At 68.0% G+C, this 22,679-nt stretch carries 18 protein-coding genes and 1 pseudogene; 11 read left to right on the forward strand and 8 right to left on the reverse strand.

The window, feature by feature from the left end:
* Positions 1 to 7: 7 nt before the first annotated feature.
* Both ABIC29_RS10600 and ABIC29_RS10605 read right to left on the reverse strand, forming a co-directional pair.
* A complete protein-coding gene (locus ABIC29_RS10600) occupies positions 8 to 1,222 on the reverse strand; it encodes an acyl-CoA dehydrogenase family protein (RefSeq protein WP_354245198.1) in 1,215 nt (404 codons plus the stop codon).
* A 3-nt stretch (positions 1,223 to 1,225) separates the two neighbouring features.
* The gene (locus ABIC29_RS10605) at positions 1,226 to 2,353 is read right to left on the reverse strand and encodes a phosphotransferase family protein (RefSeq protein ID WP_354245200.1); all 1,128 of its coding nucleotides are present in this window, start codon (positions 2,351 to 2,353) and stop codon (positions 1,226 to 1,228) included.
* A gap of 109 nt (positions 2,354 to 2,462) precedes the next feature.
* On the opposite strand from ABIC29_RS10605, the gene ABIC29_RS10610 reads away from it, so the two are divergent.
* The 8 genes and pseudogenes from ABIC29_RS10610 to ABIC29_RS10645 all read left to right on the forward strand — a co-directional run bounded on the left by ABIC29_RS10610 (position 2,463) and on the right by ABIC29_RS10645 (position 13,802).
* Positions 2,463 to 7,277: a PA14 domain-containing protein gene (locus ABIC29_RS10610; RefSeq protein WP_354245203.1), complete on the forward strand. Its 4,815-nt coding sequence runs from the start codon at positions 2,463 to 2,465 to the stop codon at positions 7,275 to 7,277.
* A gap of 107 nt (positions 7,278 to 7,384) precedes the next feature.
* On the forward strand, positions 7,385 to 8,125 hold the full coding sequence (locus tag ABIC29_RS10615) for a hypothetical protein (RefSeq protein ID WP_147309199.1): 741 nt from the start codon (positions 7,385 to 7,387) through the stop codon (positions 8,123 to 8,125).
* Positions 8,126 to 8,448: 323 nt separating this feature from the next.
* Positions 8,449 to 8,943: a hypothetical protein gene (locus tag ABIC29_RS10620; RefSeq protein WP_354245206.1), complete on the forward strand. Its 495-nt coding sequence runs from the start codon at positions 8,449 to 8,451 to the stop codon at positions 8,941 to 8,943.
* 489 nt (positions 8,944 to 9,432) lie between these two features.
* Positions 9,433 to 10,023, forward strand: a pseudogene (locus ABIC29_RS10625) (IS256 family transposase); the annotation flags it as partial.
* A gap of 103 nt (positions 10,024 to 10,126) precedes the next feature.
* On the forward strand, positions 10,127 to 11,716 hold the full coding sequence (locus ABIC29_RS10630; RefSeq protein ID WP_354245209.1) for an RHS repeat-associated core domain-containing protein: 1,590 nt from the start codon (positions 10,127 to 10,129) through the stop codon (positions 11,714 to 11,716).
* A 15-nt stretch (positions 11,717 to 11,731) separates the two neighbouring features.
* A complete protein-coding gene (locus tag ABIC29_RS10635; RefSeq protein ID WP_354245212.1) occupies positions 11,732 to 12,145 on the forward strand; it encodes a hypothetical protein in 414 nt (137 codons plus the stop codon).
* A gap of 290 nt (positions 12,146 to 12,435) precedes the next feature.
* Positions 12,436 to 13,320: an RHS repeat-associated core domain-containing protein gene (locus ABIC29_RS10640; RefSeq protein WP_354245215.1), complete on the forward strand. Its 885-nt coding sequence runs from the start codon at positions 12,436 to 12,438 to the stop codon at positions 13,318 to 13,320.
* The gene (locus ABIC29_RS10645; protein ID WP_354245217.1) at positions 13,314 to 13,802 is read left to right on the forward strand and encodes a hypothetical protein; all 489 of its coding nucleotides are present in this window, start codon (positions 13,314 to 13,316) and stop codon (positions 13,800 to 13,802) included. Before ABIC29_RS10640 ends, ABIC29_RS10645 begins: the two co-directional genes overlap by 7 nt.
* A 548-nt stretch (positions 13,803 to 14,350) precedes the next feature.
* On the opposite strand, the gene ABIC29_RS10650 is transcribed toward ABIC29_RS10645, so the two are convergent.
* From ABIC29_RS10650 to ABIC29_RS10660, 3 genes are read right to left on the reverse strand one after another with little or no spacing between them, the layout of a single operon-like run.
* On the reverse strand, positions 14,351 to 14,737 hold the full coding sequence (locus ABIC29_RS10650; RefSeq protein ID WP_354245220.1) for a transposase: 387 nt from the start codon (positions 14,735 to 14,737) through the stop codon (positions 14,351 to 14,353).
* A gap of 35 nt (positions 14,738 to 14,772) precedes the next feature.
* Positions 14,773 to 15,186, reverse strand: a complete 414-nt coding sequence (locus ABIC29_RS10655) for an acyl-CoA thioesterase (protein WP_116084839.1) — start codon at positions 15,184 to 15,186, stop codon at positions 14,773 to 14,775.
* Positions 15,187 to 15,198: 12 nt separating this feature from the next.
* Complete coding sequence (locus ABIC29_RS10660; RefSeq protein WP_354245223.1) at positions 15,199 to 15,843, reverse strand: QsdR family transcriptional regulator; 645 nt, start codon at positions 15,841 to 15,843, stop codon at positions 15,199 to 15,201.
* Positions 15,844 to 15,933: 90 nt separating this feature from the next.
* Here ABIC29_RS10660 and ABIC29_RS10665 point away from each other — a divergent pair, with 90 nt between their 5' ends.
* Both ABIC29_RS10665 and ABIC29_RS10670 read left to right on the forward strand, forming a co-directional pair.
* On the forward strand, positions 15,934 to 17,214 hold the full coding sequence (locus tag ABIC29_RS10665; RefSeq protein WP_502915476.1) for an acyl-CoA dehydrogenase family protein: 1,281 nt from the start codon (positions 15,934 to 15,936) through the stop codon (positions 17,212 to 17,214).
* Positions 17,215 to 17,368: 154 nt separating this feature from the next.
* Entirely contained in the window at positions 17,369 to 18,607 is a 1,239-nt protein-coding gene (locus tag ABIC29_RS10670) for an acetyl-CoA C-acetyltransferase (protein ID WP_354245227.1), read from the forward strand.
* 277 nt (positions 18,608 to 18,884) lie between these two features.
* Here the strand turns inward: ABIC29_RS10670 and ABIC29_RS10675 are convergent, their stop codons facing one another.
* From ABIC29_RS10675 to ABIC29_RS10685, 3 genes are all read right to left on the reverse strand, one after another.
* Positions 18,885 to 19,364 (reverse strand): MaoC family dehydratase, encoded by a 480-nt coding sequence (locus tag ABIC29_RS10675; RefSeq protein WP_354245230.1) that lies wholly within the window; start codon positions 19,362 to 19,364, stop codon positions 18,885 to 18,887.
* Positions 19,361 to 20,110, reverse strand: a complete 750-nt coding sequence (gene fabG, locus ABIC29_RS10680) for a 3-oxoacyl-ACP reductase FabG (RefSeq protein ID WP_116084132.1) — start codon at positions 20,108 to 20,110, stop codon at positions 19,361 to 19,363. The genes ABIC29_RS10675 and fabG overlap by 4 nt, the downstream gene beginning before the upstream one ends.
* A 61-nt stretch (positions 20,111 to 20,171) precedes the next feature.
* Complete coding sequence (locus tag ABIC29_RS10685; protein ID WP_354245233.1) at positions 20,172 to 21,320, reverse strand: alcohol dehydrogenase catalytic domain-containing protein; 1,149 nt, start codon at positions 21,318 to 21,320, stop codon at positions 20,172 to 20,174.
* Positions 21,321 to 21,458: 138 nt separating this feature from the next.
* On the opposite strand from ABIC29_RS10685, the gene ABIC29_RS10690 reads away from it, so the two are divergent.
* Positions 21,459 to 22,655 (forward strand): serine hydrolase domain-containing protein, encoded by a 1,197-nt coding sequence (locus tag ABIC29_RS10690; RefSeq protein ID WP_116084126.1) that lies wholly within the window; start codon positions 21,459 to 21,461, stop codon positions 22,653 to 22,655.
* Positions 22,656 to 22,679: the final 24 nt, after the last annotated feature.

A 22,679-nucleotide genomic window follows, 5' to 3' on the forward strand; every position in this document is an offset into this window, starting at 1 on the left:
GGCGCGCTCAGCCGCGCGGTGCTCGCCGCAGCTCGGCCCGGCCGAGCGCGCTCAGGTGCACCTCGTCGGGGCCGTCGGCCAGGCGCAGCGATCGTGCGCCGGCGAACATCTCGGCGAGCGGCTGGTCGCCCGAGACGCCGGCGGCGCCGAAGAGCTGGATCGCGCGGTCGAGGATCTGCTGCACGGCGCGGGGCACGGCGATCTTGATGGCCTGGATCTCGGTCATCGCCTTGCGGTTGCCGACCGTGTCCATGAGCCAGGCGGTCTTCAGCACGAGCAGGCGCAGCGACTCGACCTGGATGCGGGACTCGGCGACCCACTCGCGCACGACGCCCTGCTCGGCGAGCGGCCGGCCGAACGCGACGCGGCTGTTCGCGCGTTCCTGCACGAGGGCGAGGGCGCGTTCGGCCATGCCGATGGCGCGCATGCAGTGGTGGATGCGGCCGGGCCCGAGCCGGGCCTGCGCGATCGCGAACCCCTCGCCCTCACCCGCGATGAGGTTCGTCGCGGGCACGCGCACGTCGTCGAACGCGATCTCGGCGTGGCCGCCGTGGTCGCGGTCGTCGTAGCCGAACACGGTGAGCGGGCGGATGATGCGCACGCCGGGGGTGTCGCGGGGCACGAGGATCATCGACTGCCGGCGGTGGCGCTCGGCATCCGGGTCGGTCTGCCCCATGACGATGAAGATCGCGGCATCCGGGTTCATCGCGCCCGTCGACCACCACTTGCGGCCGGTGATGACGTACGAGTCGCCGTCGCGACGGATGCGGGTGGCGATGTTCGTGGCGTCGCTGGACGCGACATCCGGCTCGGTCATGCAGAACGACGAGCGGATCTGCCCCGCGAGCAGCGGGTCGAGCCACTCGGCCTGCTGCTCGGGCGTGCCGAAGTCGGCGAGCACCTCCATGTTGCCGGTGTCGGGTGCGGCGCAGTTGAACGCGACGGGCGCGAGCCGCGGCGACCAGCCCGTGGCCTCGGCGAGGGGCGCGTACTGCACGTTCGTCAGGCCCGCGCCGCGCTCGCCGGGGAGGAACAGGTTCCACAGCCCCTCGGCGCGGGCGGCCGTGCGGAGTTCGTCGACGACGGGCCGGAATCGCCACTCGCCGGGCGTCGCGGCGAGCTGCTCGTCGAGCACCCGATCGGCCGGGATCGCCCGCTCGTGCACGAACGCCTCGACCCGGTCGATGAGGTCGAGCGTGCGCTGGTCGTGGCTGAAATCCATGCGTCAGACTCCCGTGGTCGAGTTCGTGGTGGACGAGTTCGTGGTGGTCGAGTCGGTGGTGTGGCCGAGGCCGGTGCTCGCGAGCGGTTCGACGAGCTGGCCGATGCGGTCGAAGCCCTCGCCGAGGGTCTGGCCCTGGCGGTAGCGGTAGTGGATGCCCTCGAGGATCACGGCGAGCTTGTAGGCCGCGAACGCCCGGTACCAGGTGAGGTCGGGGGTGCGGATGCCGGCGGCCTGCGCATAGTGGTCGACGAGTTCGTCGAACTCGGGGTACCCAGCGGCGGGGTCGACGGCGCTGCGGGTGAGGCCGACGGCATCGGGCGCGAGCGAGGCGATGTTCCAGTACATGCCGAGCATGCCGAGGTCGACGAGCGGGTCGCCGAGGGTCGCCATCTCCCAGTCGAGGATCGCCGCGATGCGGGGCGCGTCGGCCGGTCCGGCGATGATCGCGTTGTCGAGGCGGTAGTCGCCGTGCACGATGCCGCTGCGGATGTCGCCCGCCGGCGGCATCCGCTCTTCCAGCCGTTGCTGCAGCCGGTCGAGCTCGGGCAGGTCGCGGCTGCGCGAGGCCTCGAGCTGCCGCCGCCAGGTGCGCAGCTGCCGGTCGAGGTAGCCGTCGGGGCGACCGAAGTCGGCGAGGCCGACGGATGCCGCGTCGAGCGTGTGCAGTCGCGCGAGGGTCGCGGCGAACTCGAGCCCGAGCCCGTGCAGTCCGGATGCCGTGTAGTCGGCGTTCTGTCGAGGGCTCGCGAGCACGACGCCGTCGACGACGTGCATGACGAAGAACGGGGTGCCCGTGACGCGGGCCGCCTCGGTGTCGTCGACGAGGTCGACCGCGGGCGGCACCGGCACGCCCGACCCCGCGAGCGCGCTGATCACGCGGTGCTCGCGGCCCATGTCGTGGGCGCTGGCGAGCACGTGGCCGAGCGGCGGGCGCCGCACGATGAGGGGCACGCGCGGGCCGTCGACGCGATAGGTGAGGTTGCTGCGCCCCCCGGCGATGAGGGTCGCGGACCAGGGGGCGGGGTCCACGCCGGTGCCGGTCTCGGCACCGGTCTCGACGAGTTCGGGGTGCGCCTCGGCGAGCCATGCGGAGAAGCCCTCGAGGTTCAGCCCTGGGGTGTCGGTCATCGTCGATCGCCTTTCCGGCACCGCCATGGTGCCCGCACCGCCATGGTGCGCGAGGGGCCTTTCGTCGGCCCGTCACGACAGCATACCGCGCGGTCGGTATGCTTGGAACATGTTCGATGCCCGTGGGTCGCTGCAGGACGGCACATCCTATTCGTGGTCCGTGCTGACGAAGGACCAGTACTCGGAGTCGCAGACGCCGTGGGTGAACCGGTTCACGGTGAACTCGAGACTCGGCACGACCGGCCCCTTCCCCACGGATGCTGCGGGGCCGGTAGCGGTCAATCTTGCGTCCGGCAACGTGAGCACGAGCTTCTCATCGCCGACGGTCGCCACCGCGGGCGGATCGATGGGGGTGTCGTTCACGTACAACTCGCAGTTGCCTTCGATCAAGGGTTTGAAGGGCGAGTACTTCGATGCGACGCCGAACCCGGGCCAGAGCCAGTCGTGGGAGTTCGGGCAAGCCAAACGAGTTCTGGTTCGAACCGACCCGATGATCTCGTTCCAGTGGGCGCTTGAGTCCCCGGGCGCGGGCGTACCAGCAGACAAGTTCCTGGCCCGATGGTCTGGTTTCCTTACCCCGTCGAGTGGTGGGGAATACGTCTTTGGTGCGACCCAGGACGACGGTGTCGCGGTCACTGTCGGTGACACGAAGGTCATCGATCGCTACAGCACCCCTGTCTTGAACGCGACGGTTGCGTGGAGCAGCACGGTGAAGACGCTGACGGGGGCACCGGTGGCGTTCAAGGCCGAGTTCCTCGACATGGGCGGCCTGGGGTATGTCGAGGTCTGGGCGAAGAAGAAGAATCCCGACGGGTCCTTCGGCGGTGCGTTCATCGTTCCGGCATCGTGGTACACGAAGACCGCTGAGGTCCTCCCTGACGGGTGGGCTTCCTCGACGATCCTCGCGGGCGATCTGGGCACCTACACGAAGGTTCGCGTCGAGGAAGGCTCGATCACGCTGACCGATCTCGCGGGTGGTACGCATGCGTACACCAAGAACCCGACGGGCGGGTATGTGCCGCCGGTCGGGGAAGTCGGCGTCATCACGATCGGCGGTGACGGTCGGGTCACGTTGACCGATGGTGGCGGTCTGGTGCACGTGTTCCGTGCCGATGGCAACATCGAGACGGTCACGGGCCCGTTGGACGCGAAGAAACCGACCGCGCCTGCGGTCGAGTACAACACGAGCGGCACGAACGCCGGGCTCGTGAAGCGCACGTACGATCGTCTCGGCGGTTCCGGCACGCAACGCGACGTGGAGTACTTCTACGGCGGCGACCTGATCGGTCTCGCAAGTGCGTGTGACGCTGCGCAGTCCGTGCCGGCGGGGATGTTGTGCCGGATCGAGTACCCGGACCAGACGAGTACTCGTCTCTACTTCGATGCTGATGGGCGTCTGATCGGCATCATCGATCCCGGCGCGGAAGAGACTTCGTTCTCGTATGACGCGAATCGGCGTTTGACGGGTGTCCGGGACTCGGTGCAGACCGACTGGCTCCGCGTGCCGGGCAGCAACCGGGTCGCCGCGGTCACGAACCGCACGAGCATCAGCTACGACGCGCAGGGCCGGGCCGCGAGCGTGAGCCTGGCTGCACCCGATGGGCTGACCGCTGCCGATCAGCCGAAGCACACGTACACCTACGTTGACGCGGTGCCCGGCGCTGCAGGACGGACACAGGTCACGGCCGCGGGACAGGGGCTCTGGGGTGCACCGGCGACCGGGTTCGCGCGCACGGTCACGTTCGACGCCGCGTGGCGTGCAACGTCTGAAACCTCGCCCTCGGGGCTGTCGGGGACGACGGAGTGGAACGCCAAGGACCAGACCCTGTCGGCCACGGATCCGCTCGGACGGAAGTCCACGACGATCTACGACCAGCAGGACCGGGTCACCGACACCTACGGTCCGGCGCCCGCTGGGTGCTTCGACGCGAATCGTCGACCAGTGGTGTCGTGCCCGATCGTTCCCGGCCACAGCTCCAGCCGGTATGACGAAGGCATGACCGGGTTGGATGCCCAGTGGTTCGACAACGCGACCCTGAGTGGTGTGCCGAAGGCGTTCTCTCTCGGCATCCCGACCGTCAGCGGCGGCGCAGTCGACAAGGACTGGGCTGGGTCATCACCGGTCACCGGGATCCCAGCGACGAACTGGTCGGCGCAGTTCACCGGCACGATCACGTTTCCCCAGGCCGGTGTCTACTCGTTCCAGACGTACTCCGATGACGGTTCGCGAGTGTGGATCGATGACAACCCGATCGTCGATTTCTGGCGGTCGGGCAACTGGGCGGCATCACCCGTGCAAACGGTCACCGCGAGCAGTGCGGGGCAGGTTGCCCGCATCCGGGTGCAGTATTCCCAGACCGCTGGTCTTTCTGCGCTGCAGGTGACGTGGAAGAAGCCCGGCGATGCGGGATTCGTGAAGATCCCCGGCACCGCGTTCGCTCCGGCGTACAACCTCGCGACATCGTCGACGACGGATGATTCGGTCGGTGCGGGCGCCCAGGCCGGTGTCACGAACGCGAACGTGCCGGCGATCTCCTCGAGCACGTCATACCCGACACCGTGGCTTGGCCTGCCGGAAACGACGACGGTCGACCCGGCCGGGCTCAACCTCCGCACCGTCACCAAGTACGACACCACGTATAACCGCCGGGTCTCCCGGATGCTGCCCGCCGGTGTGGCTGCCGGGGCCACGGTCGCGCAGGCAGGCACCGGGTACGACTACTACGGTGACACGCAGACCATCGGCGAGGCATGGCCGGCCGACGGCGCGATCTGCGGGCTGCCGACGTCGACCCCGCAGGGCGGTACCCTCAAACAGGCGACCGCACCCCCGTCCGCGGACGGCACAAGCGTGACCACGGAGTATGTGTATGACGTCTACGGGCGGCAGCGAGGTGTGAAACGTACCGGCGACGCCGCATGGACCTGCACCGCCCTCGATGCCCGGGGCCGCACGGTCGAGGTGAAAACTCCTGCATTCGCGGACACTCCCGCGCGAACGGCAACATTTACGCACGCCGTCGGCGGTGACCCGTTGACCGGTCGGGCCGAGGATCCGGCCGGGGCGATCACCACCGTGACAGACCTCCTCGGCCGGATCGTCTCGTACACCGACGTCTGGGGTACGGTCACGACCACCGGGTACAACCTCCTCGGCCAGGCCATCACATCCACTGTGACCCCGCCCGGCGGTGCCGCCACGGTGACCGAGCTGACCTACAACCCAGACGGCCAAGTCGAGACCGTCAGCATCGACGACACGCAGTTGGCGGATCCGGCGTACGACTCCTTCGGGCAGTTGACGGGTGTGGCGTACGCGAACGGCTCGAGCCTGGCGGATCTGCAACGAAACCCAGCCGGTGCGCTGACCGGAATGTCGTGGCTGTTCCCGAATGGCCAAGCGTCGGTGTCGGATGCGGTGTTCCGTTCCCAGTCCGGCCGGATCGTGGCGAACACCCTCACCGACGGCTCATCGGCACCATTGAACTCGCGGTACGCGTTCGATGGTGCGGGACGCCTGGTGTCCGCGATCATCCCGGGCCACACCCTGTCGTACGGCTTCGCTTCGACCGGCGGGTGCGGGGTGAACACCGGTGCCGGGTTGAACGGCAACCGGACCTCGTTCACGGACCTGCCCGATGGGGGCAGCCCGGTCTCGACGGCCTACTGCTACGACCAGACCGACCGGTTGACCTCAACCACGGTGACCGGCACCCCTGCCGGCCCTGGTGTGTCACCGGTCGCGGCCGGCATCACGGCGGCACAGCTGGCGTACGACGCGCACGGGAACACGACCACCCTCGCAGATCAGACCCTCGGGTATGACGTGTCGGATCAGCATGTGAAGACCACGGTCGTCGGTGGTCCCACGGTTGTGTATGTGCGGGATGTCACGGGTCGGATCGTGCAGCGTACCGAGACGCCGTCCGGGCAGAATCCGGAGACCCTCGTGACCCGGTACGGGTTCACCGGTGATGGCGATGGCCCTGCCCTGCTCATGGATGGGGCGAATGGCGTCGTGCAGTCCTTCATCGGCCTGCCTGGCGGGGTGACGGTGTCCAGGACGGGGGCGTCGCAGTCGTGGTCGTATCCGAACATGCATGGGGATGTCACGGTCACGGCGGATGCGGCCGGTACCCGGAGTGTCGGGGTGTTCCGGTACGACCCGTTCGGGCAACCGGTCGACCCGGTGACCGGGCGGATCGGCACGGTGGTCGCGGATGATGCGGGCCCGGACACCCTCGAAGGGGATGCGGATTGGGGGTGGCTCGGGTCGCATCGCAAACTGACCGAGCATGCCGGGTCGATCATGACAATCGAGATGGGCGCCCGCCAGTACGTGCCCGCGCTGGGCCGGTTTCTCGAAGTTGACCCCGTCGAAGGCGGCGTCACCAACAATTACGACTACCCCGCCGATCCCGTTAACAGATTCGACCTTACCGGTGAGTTTGAGTGGGGTGATGTCGATTGGCTGATGGTTGGTGAGATCGCTCTAACCGCAGCGCTGTTCATCCCGGGTGTTGGTGCGGTTGCGGCAGTCGCGCGCGTCGCCATCCTTGCCGTCCGCATTTATCGGGTTGCCATGGCAATCGAAAGGGGCGGGGCAGCCGCCAATGCGGCGCTACAAGCAGGGGTGAGGGCGCCCGGACTGATTGGTCGGATGGCTTCACAAGCGGCAGGGCGTGCGTACACAGGCGCGAATGCCGTTAAGGGGCTCGCTGCGAACGGCCGAACGCCGATGTTGACCAGCGCGAACAGCCTCCGCCAGTGGAGAGCGCCAGTTGTCAAGTCCAACCCTGCCAGCGTTGGCGGCCGCCAGTGGACTTCGAACCTGAGCTGGTCAAAGACCGGAAACCTAGGACGAGGTAGTTCAGACTTGAAGAACCTGCATGTCTATCACGGAAGGGGGTGGCAGGTCTGGTGATCGCTCCGAGCGTTTCCCAAGCCGTAGCGCTTGGATACTGCACTGCTGGTGCGTATGCGGGTTCGTTCGTTCGTGGCCCAAGTTTGGACGCAATATGCAATGTGGGCATGGACGAACCGGCGGATGAGGTCTTCAGTTGGATTTGGGACGTCGTCCCGATCCTCGATCCGTGGCTTACTGAAATCGAGTTGACGCAGAGCCGGCAGGATGCGCGGAGTGAAGTCCTTTCGTGGCGAATGGCGAGCGTCCCGGAGGACTTGGCTGCCCAGACGGGCGCATTCCTGTTCGATCGCGACCCGGGAAACGTGATGGCGACAGCCCTAGCCGAGCAACTTGGCTCAAGCCAGTTGGTCCCGACAATGATCAGGGCGAATGCAGCCGCACGCGGGCTGCTCTTTGCCGTAAGGGGTATACGAAAGAAGACTGCGAAAAACTACTTCACGTTCTTCGAATTCGCAGCAGCTCTTTCCCGCTTCGGTTATGACCTTGCGGTAGTTCCTGAGCGGGGAGTTCTTGTAGAAGCCGCTCATGGCGTTCGCCTGAGCAACGGGGTGGAGGTCATGGGCGTCGACGACATCGTTGCTGTCCTTCAAGACCGCACACGTGAGCTTGGCTATTCCTGGGAGGGACGTGAGGGAGTGAGGGAGTCCGCGAGGCGAGTGAAGCGGATCGCTCCGAACGCACCCGCCTTGAAATTGATCGAAGCAATCAGAGGTTCAGGCTTAGCGTTGGCCATCCTCAAAAATGGGACTGCTGCAATCCATACATTGGACCCGAACGATCCCTGGGGAGAGTTTCGAAGGTTCAGCGATCCTCCCGAACGCCTGTCGGGACTGCTGAAGGTTTAGGTGACTCTTAGACCTGACACGCATCCTGTCGAGGGTGGCGTCGAGAACCTGGTTGGAGCAGCAACATTCGGCGTGGGAAAGGTTCTCATGAAGGCTCAGGCCCTTCAGCGTTCTGGAATGAAGCTCTTTCCCAAGGGCGCGAAAGACGGCTCAGCGGCAGCAAACAAGCGCGCTCGGCAACAGATTGCAGGCAAGATTCGGAACTTTGAGAGTCGGACCGTGCAACCATTTAGGCGAGCTGAAGTTGCCTACGGTGGCTACACCGCCACGAAATGGATGTATCAAAAGCACAGGGGTGGGTGGACGAGGGGGTACGGGTTCTGATGGGTCGACTCCTGAGGTTCCTCTGGTCCGGCGGGTTTTTCCTCGCGCTCGTTCCGGCGCTCATCTTCATTGTTGTCGTGCCGACTGACTTGGGATTCAAGTTGGTGATGGTCGGCGGGCTCGCGGTCGTGATGACTCCAGTTGTGGTGCTCGCGTTCCGACGAACCAACGGCGCGATCGCGCCTAGGGTCTCGTTCGAGCAAACGGTAGCTCAATCGACAGCTGAGTTGCCCTTGGAACGAATCTTGGATGACAAGGATCGTGTAGTCGGCATCCTGACCTCTGGCCCATTCGCGCGCTGCTATCTCATGGTCGGGCACCTAGACACGGGATTTTGGTACGCCGTAGTGGCGCGCGGCTATCCTCACACGGTGCGCGACGCGGGTGATCGCCTCAGCTTGGAGCAGTTGAAGGCAAAGGCTGAAAACTCGCGCGTGCGTTTCCTTGCGGATGGGCTGTACACAGACGCAGTGATCGAAAAGTACTTCGCGTGAAGGTTGGCTGGCCTGCCCTGCTTGAGACTCCTAGTACGACTGCAATGGTGACCAGATTTCGGAACTGAATCGGCCTGACTTTCGTTCCGATTGTCATTCAGGGATGGAACATGGCAAGTGGCCGGCCGCATTCATTGATTTCTTGGGAGCGGCTTTCGTCGAGCTGAGCGGACCTGATTCGCGGGGCGCGACTGGCCGTTTTCCTGTCCCGAAGACCCGTGAACATTCAGGGTTGAGTGCCTACAATCGGAACTGCTGAACCATCCGGTTCCCCGCAATCACGAGGGAATCCGCGAGTTTCCGAGACATCCGGACGTAACCCACAACGGGCCAGATCGTCCAAGGGGTCGCAGGTTCAAATCCTGTCAGCCCGACCACGTGAAGAAGTCCCGGTGAGAAGCTATTTCTCGCCGGGGCTTTTCTCTTTTCCGACGGCGTTGTCGTGGTCGGTTCGACGAAGAACCGGATACGACCGGAATCGTTGAGCTCGGCGCTGCCCGGTGGCTCGGGGTACTGACCGAGATCAAGAACCGCGGCGCCGAGGACGTGTGCATCGTCGTGTGCGATGGGCTGAAAGGCCTGCCCGATTCGATCAACACCGCCTGGCCGCTCGCGACCGTGCAAACCTGCATCATCCACCTGATCCGCAACACGTTCCGGTTCGCGTCCCGGCACTACCGGGAAGAGATGGGCAAGGACCTCCGCCCGGTGTACACCGCGCCGACCGAAGCTGCCGCGGCCGAGCGGTTCCGCGAGTTCGACGCGAAGTGGGGCGCCCAGTACCCGGCGATCAGCAAGCTCTGGCAGAACGCATGGAGCGAGTTCGTGCCGTTCCTGGACTGGGACATCGAGATCCGCCGGGTCATCTGCTCGACGAACGCGATCGAGTCGCTCAACGCCCGCTACCGGCGGGCGGTGCGGGCGCGCGGGCACTTCCCGAACGACGCGGCCGCGCTGAAGTGTCTCTATCTCGTGACTCGCTCACTTGACCCGACAGGGCGCGGCAGGGCACGCTGGGCCACGAGATGGAAGCCCGCGCTGAACGCATTCGCGATCGCCTTCGAGGGCCGCATCAACTAATGACCGCCGGCCCAGGAACACCGTTCATCTGACAGACCCCGTCAGCATCGACGACACGCAGTTGGCGGATCCGGCGTACGACTCCTTCGGGCAGTTGACGGGTGTGACGTACGCGAACGGCTCGAGCCTGGCGGATCTGCAACGAAACCCAGCCGGTGCGCTGACCGGAATGTCGTGGCTGTTCCCGAATGGCCAAGCGTCGGTGTCGGACACGGTGTTCCGTTCCCAGTCCGGCCGGATCGTGGCGAACACCCTCACCGACGGCTCATCGGCACCATTGAACTCGCGGTACGCGTTCGATGGTGCGGGACGCCTGGTGTCCGCGATCATCCCGGGCCACACCCTGTCGTACGGCTTCGCTTCGACCGGCGGGTGCGGGGTGAACACCGGTGCCGGGTTGAACGGCAACCGGACCTCGTTCACGGACCTGCCCGATGGGGGCAGCCCGGTCTCGACGGCCTACTGCTACGACCAGACCGACCGGTTGACCTCAACCACGGTGACCGGCATACCGGCCGGTCCTGGTGTGTCACCGGTCGCGGCGGGCATCACGGCGGTACAGCTGGCGTACGACGCGCACGGGAACACGACCACCCTCGCGGACCAGACCCTCGGCTACGACGTGTCCGACCAGCATGTGAAGACCACCGTCGCTGGCGGTCCCACGATCGAGTATCTGCGGGATGTCACGGGCCGGATCGTGCAGCGCACCGAGACCCCGGCCGGGCAGAACCCGGAGACCCTCGTGACCCGGTACGGGTTCACCGGCGGAGGTGACAGCCCTGCCCTGCTCCTGGATGGGGCGAACGGGGTCGTGCAGTCCTTCATCGGACTGCCTGGCGGGGTCACGGTGTCCAGGACGGGGGCGTCGCAGTCGTGGTCGTATCCGAACATGCATGGGGATGTCACGGTGACGGCGGACGCTGCCGGCATCCGCAGTGTCGGGGTGTTCCGGTACGACCCGTTCGGGCAACCCATCGACCCGGCAACCGGGCGGATCGGCACCCTGGCCGCGGATGATGCGGGCCCGGACACACTGACCGGGGATGCGGACTGGGGGTGGCTCGGCACGCATCGCAAACTCACCGAACACGCCGGATCGATCCACACGATCGAGATGGGCGCCCGCCAGTACGTGCCCGCGCTGGGCCGGTTCCTCGAAGTCGACCCCGTCGAAGGCGGCGTGACGAACAACTACGACTACCCAGCCGACTCGATAAACAACCTTGATCTGACCGGCTTCCGTCAGGACTGCGGTTCATCCTCCTGCAACTCCATTTACTACTCGAAGCCCGGTGCCGCACGTGGTCAGTTGACAGTGCCTCGGCCAGTACCGAGGCTCCTACCGAATGGGCCGAATAAGATGTCTGGGTGCGCCCCGGGCGAGATGCGATACGCCAGCGATGCATATGCTCCCGAGCTTCGTTGCCTCCCACGTGCCACTTACGAACGGACCACTCTGGTATCCATGTGCCCTAGAGCATGTGCCGCGTCTTGGGCCGCGTTCGGTCCAGTCGTACTGAATACGATCTCAATCGCCCCTCAGGGGTACGAGGCCGTAGTCACGCGAAATCCCGGCGCGATCGACCCTGAATCCGCCGCTGACTGGTTGTACGGCGCGAACGAATATTGGACGGTTCAAAGAGATTCGTACCACCGCCAGTTCCACATTCCAACGACTCCGAATCGGTAGAGCGAGGATTGCCCAATGACGAAATTCGAACTACCCAGGAGTGGTGCCACCCCAAGGTCTGTTGAGGTTGGCGCCAATCTCTTGATCATCGGTGGCGCGTCAGCGTTGATCTTCGCGCTGATCCTTTTCGCATTCATCGTTCCCTGGACTGGCGACCGCGCGGTTGCCGCATTGCTCGCCATAAGCACGGTCACTTTTGCGGTCGTGTGCGGCGGGGGGCCCATACTATGCGGCATACACGCCCGGAAGGGCCGGAGTTGGCCTCGATTTGCTTCAGCCTTGATCGCCGTCACCCTTATTCTCTCGGTCCGCGACCAATGGTTCATCCTGATCGCGGTTGCATGCGTGGTCCTTGCAACTATCTTGCTCTGGCTACCCGCCGCTCGCTCATACAGCCGCGGGTATCGTAAGGACGACGACGGCCGCTGACAGCTGGCGTACGACACGTACGGGAACACGACCACCCTCGCGGACCAGGCCCTGGGGTATGACGTGGCCGACCGGCACGTGAAGACCACCGTTGCTCGTGGTCGGACGGTCGAGTACCTGCGGGATGTCACGGGCCGGATCTGCAGCGCACGTACGCGTTCTCAGGTGACGGCGACAGCGCGGCCCTGATCCTCGACGGTGCGAACGGGGTCGGGCAGTCCTTCGTCGGCCTGCCCGGCGGGGTGACGGTGTCCAGGACGGGGGCGTCGCAGTCGTGGTCGTATCCGAACATGCATGGGGATGTCACGGTCACGGCGGATGCTGCCGGCATCCGCAGTGTCGGGGTGTTCCGGTACGACCCGTTCGGGCAACCGGTCGACCCGGTGACGGGTCGGATCGGGACGCTCGCGGCGGATGATGCGGGCCCGGACACTCTTGAGGGGGATGCGGACTGGGGGTGGCTCGGCACGCATCGCAAGCTGACCGAGCATGCCGGGTCGATCCACACGATCGAGATGGGTGCCCGCCAGTACGTACCCGCGCTGGGACGGTTCCTCGAAGTCGACCCCGTCGAAGGCGGCGTGACGAACAACTACGACTACCCAGCCGACCCCATCAACGGGACCGACCTCAGCGGGCAAATGCAGGATTGTGGCGCATGCAGCCGAGGCAGCTACAGGGGCGGGTTGTCGGCATCCAGAGCGGTGTATACGGCTGCATTGGTTGCTGCTGCCACTTTCGCCATTCAGGCACGTAAGGCGGTAAGTAAGGCCGCGCCAGTTGCGCGCGCCACTCGGAATTTGCCATTGACCATGGTCGGCGCTGCCGCAGGGAACGTCCTGTCCGCTTCAGGAGGTGGTTGTGGGACATTCGAGCAAGGTCTCCTGCTCTGCGCAGGCCTTCCCACGCAGGGCACGATGACGATCGGAAACGTGATCCTGACCTCGATGCCGCGATCCGAATTCGCGAGCCGCCCGAAGCTGATGGCTCATGAGATCTCGCATACGACTCAATCGGCTGTGTTGGGAAATGACCTGTATGTTCTGATCTGGGGGGCGGGAGCGGGCGCGTCGTACTTTACCGGAAACGCTCCGAATGATGGAGGCGGATGCTTGAATCCGATCGAGTTCACCGCGGCACCAGGTGGCGGGTACCAGAAAGCGTGCGGATGGTGAAGATGCGTCCTCTGATGGCGGTCGTATGTGCTTTGAGTTCGGTCGCGATGTTGTCGGGCTGCAACCGCAACTACGAGATTCTCGGCCCGTACAGTCTGGGCTTCGATGGAACCCACCTCGTGATCGGCGTGTGCGAGGACATGACGATTTCCGGCGTCCGGCTCTCGCAGACGACCGGGGCGAGGAGAGCGGATGATACGCGAGTGGTATGGACTGCGGTCGGAGACCTGCATGCCCGCTCGGGTGACACCATGATCGTTGCGGGGCAGAACTCTGGCCTGCGGAACTCGATCGCGCTGGACGACGTGAACCCGGTTCCCGGTTCGAGATTCGACCTCGGACTCAACGACATATCTGAGGCGTCGCTTTCGGCTGCGTTCGAGATCCCCGACGACGGTCTCGCTCCTGGAGCTTGGCTTACTCCGCTCGGTGAGATCCGCGACACGCCGTGTGAGCCGGACGATCCGACCGTTGGTGAGTGAATCGGCCTGACTTTCGTTCCTATCGGGAGCCTTGTCCGGCAGGTGCCGGGTGGGCTGATTCCAGGTCAGCGCAGTACGCCTGCTCGACCTCGATCGGGGTGCGCATGTCGAGCTCGCCGTGGAGTCGCTGGTTGTTCCACCACCACATGATTGGGCGACGGGGAGGAGAAGTCGCGGTTCAGGTGATCCGCGGCGCGACGGGCATTCGTCTCGCTGGCCCGCGAGCGGGCTTACGCCCGCGGATCAACCCGTTCATGCCTTCCGCGCGCATCAACGGGTCGACCGTGTGCTTGCTGATCCCAGGGAACCCGGTCCGTGCCAACCACGCTGTCATCTTCCGTCACCCGTAGAGGACCTCTGGTTGTTGCCTGCCCTTCGCATCCCGCACGCGGAGCCGGTGCAGCACCGCGATGACGGCGGCGTCATCGATCGTGCGATCTGATGCCGGGCGGATCCGCCAAGCCCGATACGACCGCGAAGGCACCAGCAGGCCCTGCTCCCGCAGGGCCCGGCAGGTCTGCTCGACTCCGTGGCCATCGGCCCTCATCTCATCGATGAAGGCGCAGATCAGCGGTGGCGAGGGTCGAGCTCCCTCGCGAAGAAATCGATGCCTTCTTCAGGATCTCGTTGGCCTCTTCGAGGTCGCGGACCTGTTTCTTGAGCTGCTTGATCTCGTCGAGTTCCGCACTCGAGGGGCATGCCTTCACTCCGGCGTCGATCTGTGCTTGGACGACCCATTTCCGTAATGTCTCGACACCGATGTTCAGTTTCGGCGCGATCGCGTGCGCGGCAGCCGAGACCGATGCGTAGTCAGGCAGCCGATCCAGCGTCATCCGAACCGCTCGCTCGCGAACCTCGGCAGGGAAATTCTTGGCATAATCGCATCCTTTCACCAGAAAGAACGCGGCATGAAACCCGGGACGGTTCATGCTCACGGCCGATGCTCGCGGCATCCGCTCGCCCCAGTGACTCAGGCGAGCAGTCGGGCCTCGATCTCGGAACGGATGCCGCCCGGGATCGGCACCGGCCGACGGCTCGCCGCATCGACGAACACGTGCACGAAGCGGCCCTCGGCGATCGCCTCCGTCTCGCCCGCGCGGTGGATGCCGAGCGACCACGTGATGCTCGACGAGCCCAGGCGCTCGACGCCGATCGCGACCTCGAGCGGCTCGGGGAACGACGCCGACGCGCGGAACTCGCAGTTCGACGAGACCACGAGTCCGATCGGCTCGTCGCCGTGCGGATCGAGGCCGGCGTGCTCGATCATCCACGTGTTGACGGCGGTGTCCATGGCCTCGTAGTAGACGGTGTTGTTCACGTGCCCGTACTGGTCGTTGTCGTTCCAGCGGGTGGTGAACGGGCGGCGCTCTGGTCGGTGCGTCATCGTCGGCACCCGTCAGTCCGCCCGGAGCAGGATGCGGAACGCACGCCGTGCGCGGGCCTCGCTCGGGGTGTCGCCCGCGATGAGGTCGGCGTAGGTGAACGACTCCGAGACGCGCACGAGCAGGTACGCGAGCTCGTCGGTGGAGATGGCGCCGCCCAGCGGGCGATCGCCGAGTTCGCGTTCGACGAGCCAGCGCGCCGTGGCGACGTAGCGGCGCTGGATCTCGCTCTCGGTGGTGGTGAGCAGGCGCAGTGCCCTGGCGGGCTCGCGGCGCAGGAAGTCGCGGAAGTAGTCGGCGCTGATGAGCGCCCCGGCGAAGCTCGACAGCTGCTCGGCGACGCGCTCGGCGCCGCGCAGCGACTCGGTCGCGTGCTCCGAGAGCACGAGCGTCGGCGCGGCGAGCGACCACAGCACCTCGCTGAGCAGGGCGTCGCGGTTTCCGACCCAGCGGAACAGCGACGTGCGGTCGACGCCGAGGGTCGTCGCGAGGGAGCCCATGTCGATGCGCCGACCGCTGATGAAGGTCTCGCGGGCGAGCTCGAAGGCGCGCACCGCGTCGGCGTGGGCGCCGTCGGCGAGGCGCTCGGAGAGCCACGAGGGTGCGGCGCGCAGGCCCACCTCGGCGATCTCGTGGGTGGTTCCCGTCGTCGTCGGCATGCCGGAACTCTAACCCTCCTTCGAGGATTCACATGCAACATTCTGGAAAATGATGCATAGTGGACGTGTTCACCGACGAACGGAGAAGCGATGACGCTCACACTCGACCCGCAGTCCACTGCCGGGAGCCCTTCCGACGACGCAGCCGGCGCGACCGCCGACGCCGTGACGGCCGGCACCCCGGCCGCCGTGCTCGACGCCGACTTCTACGGCTTCATGCGCCGGCTCACGCCGGTGGAGCAGGCCTCGGTCGCCGAGATCCGCGACTACCTCGAGCGCGAGGTGCGCCCCGGCGCCGACGACCGCTGGGAGGCGACGACGAGCCCGCGCCACCTCATCCCCGGCTTCGCCGAGCTCGGGCTCTTCGGCTCCGGAATCCCCGAGGTCGCGCACTTCGAGAACTCGGCCGTCTATCGCGGCTGGGTCGCCCTCGAGATCGCCCGCGTCGACCCGTCGACCGCGACCTTCATCGGCGTGCACTCCGGCCTCGCGATGAACGCCATCGCGGTCGGCGGCTCGGCAGCGCAGCAGGCCGAGTGGCTCGCGCCCATGGCCCGCGGCGAGCTCATCGGCGCGTTCGGGCTCACCGAACCGCTGCACGGCTCCGACACGGCCAAGGGCCTCGAGACCACCGCGACCCGTCGCACGACCGCCGACGGCACCGACGAGTGGGTGCTGAACGGCGCCAAGCGCTGGATCGGCAACGCGACCTTCGCCGATGTCGTCGTCATCTGGGCGCGCGACACGGCCGACGACCAGGTCAAGGGCTTCCTCGTGCGCCAGCCCGCCACCGGCTTCACCGCCACGAAGATCGAGCGCAAGCAGTCCCTCCGCGCCGTCGAGAACGCCGACATCGTGCTCGAGGACGTCATCGTGCCCGAGTCCGACCGGCTGCAGGAGATCCACGGCTTCCGCGACGTCGCGATCGTGCTGCGACTGACCCGAGCGGATGTCGCGTGGCAGGCGATCGGCGTCGCCGTCGGCGCCTACGAGGCCGCCCTCGCCTACGCGAAGAGCCGCGTGCAGTTCGGCAAGCCGATCGCCTCGTTCCAGCTCGTGCAGCAGAAGCTCGCCGACTCGCTCGCCGACATCACGGCGTCGATCGCGCTCTGCGTGCGCGTGAGCGAGATGCTCGACGAGGACGCCCAGAAGGACCACCACTCGGCGATGGCGAAAGCCTTCGCCACGAAGAAGATGCGCGAGGTCGTCGCGCGCAGCCGCGAGCTCATGGGCGGCAACGGCATCCAGCTCGACCACGGCGCAGCGCGGTTCTTCGCCGACGCCGAGGCCGTCTACACGTTCGAGGGCACGTACGACATGAACACGCTCATCGTCGGCCGGGCCATCACGGGCATCGCCGCGTTCGTCTGATCGTCGGATCGCCGGCCGCCGGCCGCCGGCCGCGTAGGCGCGCCAGCGTCGTATCGAGACCAGCGCCGCCCCGAGACCAGCGCCGCCCCGCGACATCCGCTCGCCCGCCCCACCCGACCCGACCCGAGAACCCCACGCCTGAGGAGACCACCCCATGACCGAGGCCTACATCGTCGCCACCGCCCGCTCGCCCATCGGCCGCGCCCGCAAGGGCTCACTCGCCGGCCTCCGCGGCGACGATCTCACCGCGCGCATGGTCGAAGCCGCGCTCGCCGAGGTGCCAGGGCTCGACCCGAGCCGCGTCGAGGACCTCATGCTCGGCTGCGGCATGCCGGGCGGCGAGCAGGGCATGAACATGGCGCGCATCGTGGCCGTGCTGCTCGGGCTCGACGGCGTGCCGGGCACGACCGTCAACCGCTACTGCTCGTCGAGCCTGCAGACCACGCGCATGGCGTTCCACGCGATCAAGGCCGGCGAGGGCGACGTGTTCGTCTCGGCGGGGGTCGAGTCGGTCTCGAACATGGGCGTCGGCTCGAGCGATTACATCCCGGGTGCGAAGCTCACGAACGCGCGCTTCGACGACGCGATCGCGCGCACCGAGGCGCGTGCCATCGGCGGGGCGGATGCCGCGGGCCTGCGCCCCTGGCGCGATCCGCGCGAAGACGGGCTGCTGCCCGACGCGTACATCGCGATGGGGCAGACGGCCGAGAACGTCGCGGAGCTCCGCGGCGTCACCCGCGACGAACAGGACGCCTTCGCCGCGCGCAGCCAGCAGCGCGCCGAGGCCGCGATCGCGTCGGGGTTCTGGGCGAACGACATCACGCCCGTGACCCTCTACGACGGCACGGTCGTCTCGGCCGACGACGGCCCGCGCGCGGGCGTCACGATCGAGGCCCTCGCCGGGCTCGACCCCGTCTTCCGCCCCGACGGCACCGTGACCGCCGGCAACTGCTGCCCGCTCAACGACGGCGCGGCCGCCGTGGTCGTGGTCTCCGACCGCATCGTCGACGAGCTCGGCCTGCAGCCGCTCGCCCGTATCGTCTCCACCGGGGTCAGCGGGCTCTCGCCCGAGATCATGGGCCTCGGACCCGTCGAGGCCTCGCGCCGTGCGCTCGCCCGGGCCGGACTCTCGATCGACGACATCGACCTCGTCGAGCTCAACGAGGCCTTCGCCGCGCAGGTGATCCCCTCGGCCCGTGAGCTCGGCGTCGACGAGTCGCGCCTGAACGTGCACGGCGGCGCGATCGCCGTCGGACATCCGTTCGGCATGACCGGCGCCCGCATCACGTCGACGCTCATCAACGGCCTCGCCGCGACCGGCGGTCGCTACGGCCTCGAGACGATGTGCGTCGGCGGCGGTCAGGGCATGGCGCTCGTGCTCGAGCGCGTCTAGCGCGCGCCGCGCTCGCGCCGCGCCGCGCTCGCGCCGCGCCGCGCTCGCGCCGCGCCGCGCTCGCGCCGCGCTCGCGCCGCGCCGCGCTCGCGCCGCGCCGATGTCGGGCGCCGAGTGGTCACGATCGGCCGGTATCCGTGCGCGGGAAGCCGCAGATCGTGACCGCTCGGCGAGTCGCCACGGCGTGGCGCGGTTCTCGGCGACCGTGCTGGTGCCACGGGCGCCGCGAACGAGCGGATGCCGCGAGCATCAGCCCGCGGCATCCGCCCTGCTGTTGTCAGGCAGCCGGCACGATGAGCGTGACCCACTGCGCGATGAGCGCGGGGCGCTCGGAGCCCTCGATCTCGATCGTGAGGTCCTGCACCACGCGGATGCCGCTGCCGGTGCGCTCGGCCGAGGCGAGCGTGCCGACGGCGCGCACGCGCGACCCGGCCGTGACCGGCTGCAGGAAGCGCACCTTCTCGAACCCGTAGTTCACGCCCATCGCGACGCCGTCGACGGCGAGCAGCGGGGTCGCGAGCGCGGTGAGCAGCGAGAGCGTGAGGAACCCGTGCGCGATCGGCGCGCCGAAGGGGCCGGCGGTGGCGCGTTCGACGTCGACGTGGATCCACTGGTGGTCGTCCGTGGCCTCCGCGAATCGTCCGATGCGGGCCTGGTCGACCTCGAACCAGTCGCCGGGGCCGAGGGCCGTGCCGACCGCGTCGAGCAGGTCGGCGGGCGAGGCGAGCGTCAGCGGAGTGCCGGTCGTCGCGCTCATGCCTTCGGCCCGCCCGCCACGTAGAGCACCTGGCCCGAGACGAAGGACGCGGCATCCGAGCAGAAGAACGACACGGCGGCCGCGACATCCTCCGGCTGGCCGACGCGGCCGACCGGGATCTCCTTGACCGCGCCCTCGAGCAGCTGCTCGTTCGTGATGCCCATGCGCTCGGCCGTCTGGCGCAGCATGTCGGTCGCGATGAAGCCGGGGGCGACCGAGTTCGCGGTCACGTTGTAGCGGCCGAGCTCGATCGCGAGCGTCTTCGTGAAGCCCTGCATGCCGGCCTTCGCGGCGGCGTAGTTGGCCTGGCCGCGGTTGCCGAGCGCCGAGGTGCTCGAGAGGTTCACGATGCGGCCCCACTTCGCCTCGACCTGGTGGGCCTGCACCGCGCGGGTCATGAGGAACGCACCGCGCAGGTGCACGCCGAGCACGGCGTCCCAGTCGTCGTCGGTCATCTTGAAGAGCAGGTTGTCGCGCAGGATGCCGGCGTTGTTCACGAGGATCGTCGGCGCCCCGAGCTCGTCGGCGACGCGGGCGACGGCAGCCGCGACGGCGGCCGAGTCGGCGACGTTCGCGCCGACCGCGATCGCGCGGCCCCCGTCGGCCTCGATGGCGGCGACGGTCTCGGCGCAGGAGGCCGCGTCGAGGTCGAGCACGGCGACGGCGTATCCGTCGGCGGCGAGTCGGCGGGCGGTCGCGGCTCCGATGCCGCGCGCGGCTCCGGTGACGATGGCGGTGCGGGTCATGCGTCGTTCCTTTCGTGGGTGAGCGGCTGCGGCGATCGGCCGGGTGCCCGGCCCATGCCGGTCAGCTCAGCGTGATCAGCTGTCGGAGCTCCCCGCCGGCGGCGAGTCGGTCCATGGCCGTGTCGAGTTCGTCGAGGCGGATGCGCGACGACACGAGACGTTCGAGGGGCAGGCGGCCGGCCCGCCAGAGTTCCACGTAGCGCGGGATGTCGCGCGCGGGCACGGCCGAGCCGAGGTAACTGCCGATGACGGTGCGGGCCTCGGCGGTCAGCGTCAGCGGCGAGACGATCGCGCGCGCGTCGGGTGCGGGCAGGCCGACGGTCACGGTCGTGCCGCCCGGGGCGGTGAGGGCGAAGGCGGTCTCGAACGCCCCGGCCGAGCCGGCGGCCTCGATGACGAGTGGCGCCTGCGCCGCGGCATCCGTGGGGCTGTTGCTGTTGCCGTCGTCGGTTCCGGATGCCGGGCGCAGCGCCTCGTCGGGCGCGTAGACCGCGCTCGCGCCGAGGCTCAGGGCCGTCTCGAGCTTGGCGGGCAGTGCGTCGACGCCGATCACCTCGTGGCCGAGCGCGACGGCGACGAGGAGCGCCGCCATGCCGACCCCGCCGAGGCCGACGACCGTGACGCGGCTGCCCGGCGCGGGCCGGCCCGCGTTGATGACGGCGCCGCCGCCCGTGAGCACCGCGCAGCCGAGCAGTGCGGCGACCTCGGCCGGCACGTCATCGTCGACCGGCACCACCGACGTGCGGCTGACCACCGCGTGGCTCGCGAACGCCGAGACGCCGAGGTGGTGGTGCACGCTCTCGCCGTCGCGGTGCAGGCGGATGCCGCCGCCCACGAGCGTGCCCGCGGCGTTCGCCGCGCTGCCGGTGGGGCAGGGGAGGCGGCCGTCGCTCGCGCATTCGGGGCAGGCGCCGCATCGGGGGAGGAAGGTCATCACCACGCGCGTGCCGACCGCGACATCCGTCACGCCGTCGCCGACCTGCTCGACGATGGCGGATGCCTCGTGGCCGAGGAGCATGGGGGTCGGCCGGCGCCGGTTGCCGTCGACGACGCTGAGGTCGGAGTGGCAGACCCCGGCGGCCTCGATGCGCACGAGCAGCTCGCCGGGTCCGGGCGGATCGAGTTCGAGCGTGCCGACGCGGAACGGACGCGACGCGGCGAAGGGCGCCTCGGCACCGGAGGTCTCGAGCACCGCTCCCGTGATCTGCATGCGCGTCCTCCTCGACGAGCCGGCGGGTCGTGGCGACGCCGCGCGTGACAAGCATACCGACCGCGCGGTATGCTCGCGAATCGAGCCCGGAACACTCCGTTCGACGGGGCTGACGACTCGACCAGAGGAGCCTCGACGATGAGCCTTCCCCTTCCGGCCGACGGGCCGGCGCCCTCCCGCGGCACCGCGCCCATCCACGGACACGTGCACGACGACTTCGCCGGCCTCCGCGACGAGTTCGAACGGCAGCTCGCCTCGGGCGCCGAGCTCGGGGCGTCGCTCGCCGTGATCGTCGACGGCGAGCCCGTCGTCGACCTCTGGGGCGGCTGGGCCGATCCCGAGCAGCAGCGCGAATGGCAGCAGGACACGATCACGAACGTGTGGTCGATCTCGAAGACCGTCACGGCGCTCGCCGCGCTCATGCTCATCGACCGCGGCGAGCTCGACCCCGAGCTGCCCGTCGCCCACTACTGGCCCGAGTTCGCCGACGCGGGCAAGCGGGGGGTGCTCGTCAAGCACGTGCTCATGCACACCTCCGGCGTCTCGGGCTGGGCGCAGCCCATCACGGGCGCCGACATCCTCGATGCGGATGCTGCGGCGGCCCGTCTCGCGTCGCAGCCGCCGTGGTGGCCGGCGGGTGCGGCCTCCGGCTACCACCTGCTCGACTACGGGCACCTGATCGGCGAACTCGTGCGCCGCATCACCGGACGGTCGCTCGGCGCGTTCGTGGCCGAGGAACTCGCCGGCCCGCTCGGCGCCGACTTCTGGCTCGGGCTGCCGGCGTCGGAGGACCACCGCGTGAGCGACGTCGTGCCGCCCAAGGGGACGCTCGACGTCTCGGCGATCCCGCCCGACTCGCCCGCCTTCAAGACGTTCACGGGTCCGCCGCTCGACGCCGAGGTCACGTGGACGCGCGCGTGGCGCGCCGCGGGCGTCGGCGGCGCCGGCGGGCAGGGCAACGCGCGCTCGGTGGCTCGGCTGAACGCCCTCGTCTCGAACGGCGGCGAGGTGGGCGGCGTTCGCCTGCTCTCACCAGCGACGATCGATCGCATCTTCGCCGAGCACACCGACAACGTCGACCTCGTGCTCGGCCTTCCGCTGCGCTTCGGGCTCGGGTTCGCCGTGTCGAATCCGGCGAGCACGCCGTGGATCCCCGAGGGGCGGGTCGCGTTCTGGGGCGGCTGGGGCGGGTCGATCGTCATCGACGACGTCGAGCGCCGCATGACCTTCGCGTACGTCATGAACCGGATGTCGCCGGGCATCATCGGCTCGCCGCGCAGCGACGCGTACACGCGGGCGGTCTACGCCGCGCTCGGCGCCACCGCGCAGGTCTGACGTCGGGCGACGGCGAGCGGCGCC

Source organism: Agromyces sp. PvR057 (assembly GCF_040547485.1).
Lineage (GTDB): Bacteria > Actinomycetota > Actinomycetes > Actinomycetales > Microbacteriaceae > Agromyces.

Excerpts from the sequence above, each read along its gene's own strand:
- ABIC29_RS10620 (WP_354245206.1), top strand. The coding sequence starts at position 8,449 with ATGGGTCGACTCCTGAGGTTCCTCTGGTCCGGCGGGTTTTTCCTCGCG.
- ABIC29_RS10635 (WP_354245212.1), top strand. The coding sequence starts at position 11,732 with ATGACGAAATTCGAACTACCCAGGAGTGGTGCCACCCCAAGGTCTGTT.
- ABIC29_RS10640 (WP_354245215.1), top strand. The coding sequence starts at position 12,436 with ATGCATGGGGATGTCACGGTCACGGCGGATGCTGCCGGCATCCGCAGT.
- ABIC29_RS10610 (WP_354245203.1), top strand. The coding sequence starts at position 2,463 with ATGTTCGATGCCCGTGGGTCGCTGCAGGACGGCACATCCTATTCGTGG.
- ABIC29_RS10605 (WP_354245200.1), bottom strand. The coding sequence starts at position 2,353 with ATGACCGACACCCCAGGGCTGAACCTCGAGGGCTTCTCCGCATGGCTC.
- ABIC29_RS10645 (WP_354245217.1), top strand. The coding sequence starts at position 13,314 with ATGGTGAAGATGCGTCCTCTGATGGCGGTCGTATGTGCTTTGAGTTCG.
- ABIC29_RS10665 (WP_502915476.1), top strand. The coding sequence starts at position 15,934 with ATGACGCTCACACTCGACCCGCAGTCCACTGCCGGGAGCCCTTCCGAC.
- fabG (WP_116084132.1), bottom strand. The coding sequence starts at position 20,110 with ATGACCCGCACCGCCATCGTCACCGGAGCCGCGCGCGGCATCGGAGCC.
- ABIC29_RS10690 (WP_116084126.1), top strand. The coding sequence starts at position 21,459 with ATGAGCCTTCCCCTTCCGGCCGACGGGCCGGCGCCCTCCCGCGGCACC.
- ABIC29_RS10660 (WP_354245223.1), bottom strand. The coding sequence starts at position 15,843 with ATGCCGACGACGACGGGAACCACCCACGAGATCGCCGAGGTGGGCCTG.
- ABIC29_RS10675 (WP_354245230.1), bottom strand. The coding sequence starts at position 19,364 with ATGAGCGCGACGACCGGCACTCCGCTGACGCTCGCCTCGCCCGCCGAC.
- ABIC29_RS10685 (WP_354245233.1), bottom strand. The coding sequence starts at position 21,320 with ATGCAGATCACGGGAGCGGTGCTCGAGACCTCCGGTGCCGAGGCGCCC.
- ABIC29_RS10615 (WP_147309199.1), top strand. The coding sequence starts at position 7,385 with ATGGACGAACCGGCGGATGAGGTCTTCAGTTGGATTTGGGACGTCGTC.
- ABIC29_RS10655 (WP_116084839.1), bottom strand. The coding sequence starts at position 15,186 with ATGACGCACCGACCAGAGCGCCGCCCGTTCACCACCCGCTGGAACGAC.
- ABIC29_RS10670 (WP_354245227.1), top strand. The coding sequence starts at position 17,369 with ATGACCGAGGCCTACATCGTCGCCACCGCCCGCTCGCCCATCGGCCGC.
- ABIC29_RS10600 (WP_354245198.1), bottom strand. The coding sequence starts at position 1,222 with ATGGATTTCAGCCACGACCAGCGCACGCTCGACCTCATCGACCGGGTC.